The organism is Escherichia sp. TW14182 (assembly GCF_000208525.1).
Taxonomy (GTDB): Bacteria; Pseudomonadota; Gammaproteobacteria; order Enterobacterales; family Enterobacteriaceae; genus Escherichia; species Escherichia ruysiae.
The window spans coordinates 1-8,385 of record NZ_AEJZ01000344.1 but is presented as its reverse complement, the minus strand read 5'-3'; the positions used below and the strand labels follow the sequence as shown (position 1 = coordinate 8,385).

The 8,385-nt window shown below is 46.3% G+C and carries 5 protein-coding genes; 1 reads left to right on the top strand and 4 read right to left on the bottom strand.

The genetic code is table 11. The features are described 5' to 3' along the window. Nucleotides 1-64: 64 nt before the first annotated feature. The gene (locus EQY_RS0121375) at nucleotides 65-988 is read left to right on the top strand and encodes an omptin family outer membrane protease (protein WP_000928773.1); all 924 of its coding nucleotides are present in this window, start codon (nucleotides 65-67) and stop codon (nucleotides 986-988) included. Between the two features lie 67 nt (nucleotides 989-1,055). Here the strand turns inward: EQY_RS0121375 and dosP are convergent, their stop codons facing one another. The 4 genes from dosP to gadC all read right to left on the bottom strand — a co-directional run bounded on the left by dosP (nucleotide 1,056) and on the right by gadC (nucleotide 8,203). Continuing rightward, nucleotides 1,056-3,461 (bottom strand): oxygen-sensing cyclic-di-GMP phosphodiesterase DosP, encoded by a 2,406-nt coding sequence (gene dosP, locus EQY_RS0121370; RefSeq protein ID WP_000778561.1) that lies wholly within the window; start codon nucleotides 3,459-3,461, stop codon nucleotides 1,056-1,058. Between the two features lie 24 nt (nucleotides 3,462-3,485). Next, the gene (locus EQY_RS0121365; RefSeq protein ID WP_000426304.1) at nucleotides 3,486-4,868 is read right to left on the bottom strand and encodes a diguanylate cyclase; all 1,383 of its coding nucleotides are present in this window, start codon (nucleotides 4,866-4,868) and stop codon (nucleotides 3,486-3,488) included. Between the two features lie 349 nt (nucleotides 4,869-5,217). Beyond that, nucleotides 5,218-6,537, bottom strand: coding sequence for a family 10 glycosylhydrolase (locus EQY_RS0121360; protein WP_000350415.1), 1,320 nt, complete (start codon nucleotides 6,535-6,537; stop codon nucleotides 5,218-5,220). A gap of 130 nt (nucleotides 6,538-6,667) precedes the next feature. After that, nucleotides 6,668-8,203: an acid resistance gamma-aminobutyrate antiporter GadC gene (gene gadC, locus EQY_RS0121355; protein WP_000246004.1), complete on the bottom strand. Its 1,536-nt coding sequence runs from the start codon at nucleotides 8,201-8,203 to the stop codon at nucleotides 6,668-6,670. Between the last annotated feature and the right edge of the window lie 182 nt (nucleotides 8,204-8,385).

The following is an 8,385-nucleotide window of genomic DNA, read 5'->3' as shown; positions in this document are numbered from 1 at the left end:
ATTAATTTGAATTAGTTAAATTTAATTAATGAGCTAATTAACATTGTTTAATAAGGATGAAACTATGTTGATGAAAAAGGTCTCTTTTGCTATTGCTTTAATTTCTCTAAGTCAGTATGCAAGCGCATCTTCAGAATTTAATTTCTTATCTGACAATGTTTTTGGTGATGCTTCTCTTTCATTTCTGAATGGTGAGTCAGGTGAGTTTGTTTATAGCGATGGCGGTAAACTTAGCCAACTGGACTGGAAAATTCAAAATACCCCCATTATTAAAATGGGGCTAACCTGGGATGCAATCTCATGGCTGACGCTTAATGCTAAAGGCTGGACGACGATTGCGTCTGCCGGTACGCTAATGGATGATTATGACTGGCTGGAGCCGGGGCAGCACCACTGGAGCGATTGGTCACATCACCCGGCAACGCGGTTGAATTTTGCAAATCAGTTTGATCTCAATATGACAGGTTGGTTTTTAACGGATCCGAGTTACCAACTCGGCGCTATGTTAGGCTATCAGGAGACGCGTTTCAGTTGGCTGGCGAAAGGAGGTTACTATAGTTATGATAATGGTGCCGACACTGGAGATATTCCTCATGACCAAAGAGTTATTGGCTACCAACAAAAATTCAGTGCGCCTTATTTAGGTCTTTCTGGTAAATATGTCTATCATGATTTTGATATTATTGCTCAATTTAAATATAGCGCCTGGGGAGAAGGGAAAGGAACAGATCAGCATTATTTGCGCAACATTACATTTAAAGATAAAGTATCCAACCAAAAATATTATTCAGGTCTTATTAATGCGGGGTATAACATTAACTCACAGGCGCGGATTTTCACAGAAATATCATGGAGTAGATTCTCTAATGATATTGGTAACACAGTAATTTCTTATAAAGACAAGGGTGAAAGCGTAAAAGAGAAAGATTCGCCAGGGATGCAAAACTATAATTACATTATTGGCGCGGGCATTCAGTACAAATTTTAATATAGCATCGGGCGAATGGCGGAATATGAATACGTGAAATCTTGCCCGCCTGCGCGGGCAAGATGTACTAAGCGTCGATTTGAAGCGGTAGCGTAGTAGACATCCAGCCAGGGATCTCCTCAGCGGGCAAAGGACGTGAGAAGAAATAGCCCTGAATCACGGGGCAGTGAATCTTGCGTAACATCTCAAACTGTTCTTTCGTTTCCACACCTTCTGCCACTACGGTTAAGTTCAGGCTTTGCCCAATGCTGGTAATGGCTTCTAATAAGGCACGGATGCGTTTTTCGCTCAGGCAACGATCGACAAAACTTTTATCGATTTTAATTTCCGTTACCGGCAGGCTGACTAAGCGTGACAGGCCGGAAAAGCCTGTACCGAAATCGTCGACAGATAAACCTACGCCCATATCCCGCAGGATCTGGATGCGTTTAAAGATCTCCGTATCGTGTTCCATCATCATGCTTTCAGTGATTTCCACCGTCAGCTGGTGGCCGTCAATCTGCCAGGCTTCCATCGCATCGCAAACCTGATTGGGTAGCTGATTACTGCGAAAATGCAGCGCAGATAAGTTTACGGATAACGCCGGGATATGAATATTCTGGCTTCGCCATTCTGCTAACTGGCGACAGGCTTCAGCAATTACCCAACGACCAATATTTTCAATTTCACCAATCTCTTCTGCGAGGGGAATAAACCGGGAAGGGGGAACATGTCCATGCTGCGGGTCATACCAGCGAGCAAGAGCTTCAATACCATACAGTTCGCCCGTTTCGGCGAAGATCTGCGGCTGGTAAACCAGCTTCAACTGGTTGTTGCTGATTGCTTCTTTCAGCGCCGCGCCTAATATCAACCGCTCTTTAACCATCTCGTTCATTGTCGGGCTAAAGAACTGCCAGCCGTTACCGCCGTTTTTGCGAATGAAATCCATCGCATTGTGGGCGGTAGAAAGCAGGTAGTCACGGTTTTTGCCAACGTCGTAACTGATACCAATACTTAAGGTTAAAGGAAAAGGCTGATTGTCAATGATGACCGGTTTGCTAACGACGTTGCGTAGCTCATCAGCGATTTGGGTAATGTTGCTGACTTCATCCTCCAGACTAATGAGGACAAACTGTGCACCTTCAACGCGGCAGAGATACTGGTCGGGTTTGAGTTTTTCGCGAAAGCGATTAACGACTTCTAACAATGCCTGATCGGCCCACGCATAGCCGAGGCTGTCGATCACATCCTGAATATGGTCGACGCCAATAAGATAAACCACCGGAGATACAGCTCTATCGACAAGGTCATCGAGGTAATTGTGCAGATTATTGCGATTTGGCAGACCGGTCATCGGATCAAACTGGATTAGCTGTTCGATGTGCTGGCGGCTTTTCTCCTGTTCCAGCGCCAGTGCGGCCATATGCTGGCTGATGTCTGCCACGCGTTCGACAAATGCACTGGTTTCTGTCCCTGCAGCCGTCTTGATTTGCAGAACTCCCGCTGGTGCGCCATCGCGCTGGCGAATGGTAACAGCCCAGCTTTGTGCATTCTTTACTTCTGTCCCATGAGAGGACGACGCCCAATGCACTGGCATCCCATTACGCAATGCATACAGTGACACATGCGATTCATGAAGAATGGCTTCAATATTACGGCAAATGATTTCACCCATTTCGTGAAACGGTGGGCTGCTGCACATGGCGGCGAGGATGTTGCCTTCCAGCTGGCGGATTTGCCGTTCTTCGGTGATATCTGAGAAGGTCATTACCAGATTTTGTAGATGAGCAAGCACGTCATAGACCGGACTGATAGACGCTTTAATCCAGATATTTTCACCCGTGCGCGTTAATAGCAAAAATTCATCTTGATCGCGGGAGGTTTTCCACAAAAGCTGCTGTAAGCGGATGCGGTTATCTGTCGGGTATTCAGGAATGTTAAGCAGCGCATCGGGCTGCATACCGCTGGCTTCGCTGATGCAATAGCCGAACATTTCTGTAAACGCGCGATTGCACTGAACGATATGACGCTCAGGATCAAGCACAATCACAGGTCGGTCGAGATGATCCACGGCAATGAGCAACTGCCGGGTCTGTTCTTTCTGCGCCATTTCAACGCTGGCATCTCGCACCAGCGCCAGGTAATAAATTTTCCCCTCGGCAGTCACTTTTGACAGGGCAAATCGTGTCCATATTTTACTGCCATCTTTTTTCTCCAGCTGCAATTCCCGGCTCATTCCTTCGACACGCGCTTTACCTCCTTCGCGGTTATGCCGGATGTATTCAGGGTGTGCTGGGCGCAAATTATGGGGAATCAGCATATCGATGTTATTGCCAATGACCTCTTCGCGTTTATATCCCCAAAGCTTCTCTGCAGCGGGGTTGAAAAACATGACTTCATCATTTTCGTTGATTAACACCGCGCCCATCATATTTTGCTCAAGCGCGGGGAAAAAAATGCCGTCAGCGGCATTTTCTGCATCGGTTAGCTTCATGATTACCTCTGCATCCGGGTGAATCTAAAGACTGGCTTTCCAGAGTTCAACACGGTTTCTACCTCGTCTTTTGGCGATATACAGAGCTTCGTCGGCTATTTGAATTAAACGTTCATAATCCGGATGTCCATTAAACATGGCGGCACCAATGGACAGAGAGAGGTAAATATCTTCGCCGTTTGCAGCTTTCAGTTTGGTTTTTTCTACCCGACTGCGAATACGTTCTGCGGTACGTAAAGTGTCAGTTTCTGAGGCTTCCGTCAGTACAATGATAAATTCATCACCACCGTAGCGGAAAACATAATCACTACTACGGACGTTGTCGTAAAACGCCTGCGAGACTTTACGCAGAATTTCGTCGCCGGTGTTATGTCCCCATGTATCATTGATCTCTTTGAATTTATCAACATCGATGATGAGAACAGATAACGGCGTGCCAGCCCGATTGGCATGGGCAATTTCACGTTTGAAGATAGTCGGCAGGAAACGGCGGTTAAGTAGCTTAGTCAACACATCCATTCCCACTTCATGGCGAGAAACTTCTTCAAACAGTTCTCGCAATAAGGTTGTAATTTGCGATACGGTATTTCGTATCTGCAATAAAAACTTCACTCGCAGAGTTTTGTTACTCAGATTCTTGGCATGGAGTATTGTCTGATTAAAAACCCCGTCGAAATCCTGAATAAGGCGAGAGATATGACCGACTTCAGCAATACCGCTAAAATAATGCCGACCTTTATGGTTAAACCATAAGCCAAAATCAGCCTGGCTTAACGGTAAGCTGCTGCCTAAATCAGAATCCAACAGGACTTTATAAATAACATCTAATTCCCATGAAAGTAATGAGGCTATTTGCCGTTCTTTTTCTTCTTCGGCATTTTCAAGTAGTGAGAAGATACGATAATTCTCGTCTTCTTTAGCCGCACTACTGTCGCTAAAGGTAAACGCCCGGGTCATAACTTCCATGGCTATATCAATACTGTTAATCGAAAAATGATAAACCTGAAGTTTATCCGCTGGCGAATAATCAGAGGAAAATATCGCTGGATAGAGGATTTTCTTCAATACACGAAAACCCATCTCAACGATTTCTACGGGAATGCCGATACGGGCATGTACTTCGGCCACGGTATGTTGGATTTGTATAAGCCTATCAACATCGTCCGCTTGAGCAGAGAGCACATCGATAATCCATGTTTCCAGAGCACTTTTAAGTTGCCTTTCAACCTGTTCGTTACTCAAAAACTCTTCGGCATGTGGGTCTGTGCGTACAATACGATAAAACTCATTGCTCAGGTAATGGGCATGTGCAACAGCAATTTCTGCGGCTTTAGCGCGAATGAGAGGGGAAGCCTGGGTAACTAATCCAGTCCACTCATCTTTCATTCTTTTAAAGTACATCTCCATAATTCAGCCCCTTATACGACTGGAAAGGCAGATGGGATCAAAAAACGAAACGCAACATACTGGACAGACTTATCGCACCATATTCTCCTGAAATATGAGGATATAATGAAAAGAAATAAACGGATTAGACAGTTTTAATCTACGCTACTGTTCTTCTGAAGAGTATAGCCCATCGTGATTATTTTTCGGTGGTGACGAATATCGTATTGTTTTTCATGTTGATACTAATTAATCAGAGGATTGTAGCAATTTGCTTATATGGAGATAATTTTATTTAAGAGGTTACGGCATTTTGCAGGGTGTCATGCCGGTGCTTGCATCACCGGCATGACACAGTAAAAGAGGGCGTTTAACTACCCCAACGACTTTGCAGATAACTAACGGCTTGTTGGGTCTGTGGCTTATTAAGGTAATCTTCGCGGAACAGAATCGTGCCGCTAATTTCGGGTACAGCATCGTTAAGATCAAGCTGCTTTTTTAGTTCTGGCACGCCGCCGTTAACCATCCAGTCAGGTTCTATCTTTGAGGGTTCACCCACTTTATAGAAGGCAATACCGATATATAGACGGGTTTTGGTCGGTTTGACGACATCTGCCCACCATTTTGCCAGTACGTCATAGCGTGCTGCGCTACGTGAGAAAGGCCAGTAAATTTGTGGGGCAATATAATCCAGTAAACCATGTTCTACCCAACGGCGGGTATCTGCATAGGATTCGTCATAGGCTGCTGCGCCTCGTGTATCGGAACCGAGCGGATCGTGTGATCGGTTGCGCCAGACGCCCGCCGGGCTAACGCCAAATTCAACCTCAGGCTTAATGCTTTTGATGGTGTGCGATACCTTTGCAATTAATTGCTGAGTATTGTTGCGCCGCCAGTCTGCTTTTGATGCAAAAGCTCTCCCATATTTGCGGTACGTCTCGTTATCGTTCAGCAGCGAACCCGGTGATTCAGTATAGAAATAATCGTCGAACTGCACGCCATCTATCGGATAACGGGAAACCACTTCCGCAACTATTGATGTGATCCAATCCTGAACCTCAGGGATACCAGGGTCGAGAACAAAACGGTCGCCCGACGTTCTGATCCAGTCGCGATGCTGCACGTAGACACTGGCTGGTTGCTGTGACAGGGTGCTATTCAATTCCCTGATAGTTCCGGGTTTTGTATTAACCGACACGCGGTAGGGATTAAACCATGCGTGCACTTTCATCCCACGCTTGTGGGCTTCGTCGAGCATAAATTGCAGCGGATCGTAACCTGGATCTTCACCAATCTTGCCGGTCAGAAGATCGGACCACGGTAAAATTTTCGATGGCCAAAGGGCTGTACCATCGGGCTTTACCTGGAAAAAGACCGTATTTATGCCGAGACGTTGTAGATGATCTAACTTGTCAATCATCGCCTGTTGTTGTGCGCGGGCTCGGCTGGTGGGGTTACTGATATTAACCGAGGAAACGGGGGGCCAGTCGAGGCGAGAGACAGTAGCCAGCCAGATACCTCGCATCGGCTGCGCTGGTTGATGTGTTGTCGCTGGTGGTTTTGAACCTGCTGGTGGTGTAGTTATTGGCGTTGGCGGTGTGGTCTTACAACTACACAGTAAAAGAGCCAGAGCAACGAGTGTGGCTGGCTTTTTGATCGTTAATTTCACGTTTCGGGAGCAGATATCCATATATGCTGGTTTCCGGTAAACAGATGTGTTGCTCATTCTCGTACTTATCTGGGGCAAGTCAATACGATAACAGGTACGAAAAAGGGAGCGATTAACTATCGCTCCCTTGTCCTATCCCCTTCAGAGATGGTTAATGTTTCTTGTCATTCATCACTATATAGTGCGGTGAACGAGCACGTGGATGCAGGAAGAAGTGACCTTTCGGTGCGTTCTGGCTGTTAATTGGCTCCAGTGTCACACCGGTATTCGCTTTGCCTTTGCGATCGTGGATGGCATAGAGAATAAAGGGCAGGGCAAGTACCACCAGGAAGCTAACGACCAGTAATTCGACATACATATCGGTAGAGTCCCCCTGGATATTATCCGGCGGCAGGAAGGAAACAATAAACGCCATGATTGAGGTCAGCAGGCCGACAATAGCCACAACCAGTTTCACGCCTTTACCACCAGGGATATTAAATGTGCGTTTTAAGTCAGGATGTTTAAGGACTAACACAATGTAGCCAATAAACAGCATGAAATAAGCACACAGATAAATCACCACCGTCAGCGCCAGTGCGATCAGGAAGGACATATTGTTACCACCACCGGTATTGGTGAGGATAATCAAGGCGATAGAGGTAATCACTAGCTGAGAAATAACCAGAGTGACCGGCACGCCATTTTTGTTCATTTTGGCGAACGCTGGAGGTAGCAGGTTTTTCTGCGCTGTGACATACATCCCGCGAGAAGGACCGACAATCCAGGAGGCGATTTCTGCCAGAACACCCAGCAGCAGCAGTGCGGAGATCACGCGAACCGTCCACTCAATTTCCGGTGCCACATGGGACATCAGAACGGTAAAGGTTTGCATTACCCCAGCGGACAGATTGATTTCATTACCCGGAATGACCATCGCAATGGACAAACCACCAACCGAGCTTAAACAGATTGCCGCCACCATCAGCAATAACATTGCCAGCGGATAATCTCGCCCCGGATTGCTCATTTCATTGACGTGGGTTGCGGAGGCTTCTACACCCATATAACTCAATATAAAGGCAACAAACACAACCAGGGTGCCAACTTTAGAGAAATCCGGGAAGAAGGTTTTTGCATCCATTTCGATAGCAACTGGCGCACCGGAGTGCAGATAAATCGCCGCTAATGCAATCAAAATAAATGCGGGTAACAGGATACCGGCAAAGAAGCCGACTTTAGCAATTCGCGCTGTATATTTAGTACCGCCAAACTGAGTTAATGCCAGAACCCAAAGAATGATGAGTGCCGCAATGGTTTTTGTTACCGGGTCTTCATTCAGTGCTGGCCATTTAAGAATGTAGGAGAGTGCCCCTAACACGAAATAGAGCATCGGAATAAAGCCGATAGCGATTTGCAGATAGCCAAATGAGATCGCTGCAAATCCCCATTTTAACCCCAGGGTATTCGATACCCAGGCGAAAACGCCGCCTTCCTCCCAACCGTCCACGGTAGCCATTTCCGCAGCACAGAGTCCAACGGGGATAAACCATAAAATCCCGCCTAATAGCAGGAAGAAAACTAATGAAAACCCGGATGTTGCAAAGGTAGGGTATTCATAAACAGCCATTACCATCGATGCCGTAATAGCGAAGAACCCAAGTAATGTTAGCTGCTTAGCTTTACCTGTCTGTACTGATGTAGCCATATTTTCCCCCTAAAACGGTATTCCTGTCGGAACCGCGCCTGTCTTGTTCTGAAGCGTATTCAGAGCAATATTTTCCATTGCTAATGCCAGTGAACAGACTTTGGAATTTGTCCCGAAACGAGAGCGTTCCGGGACACCGTTACCACTTAAACGTTATCAGGTATGTTTAAAGCTGTTCTGCT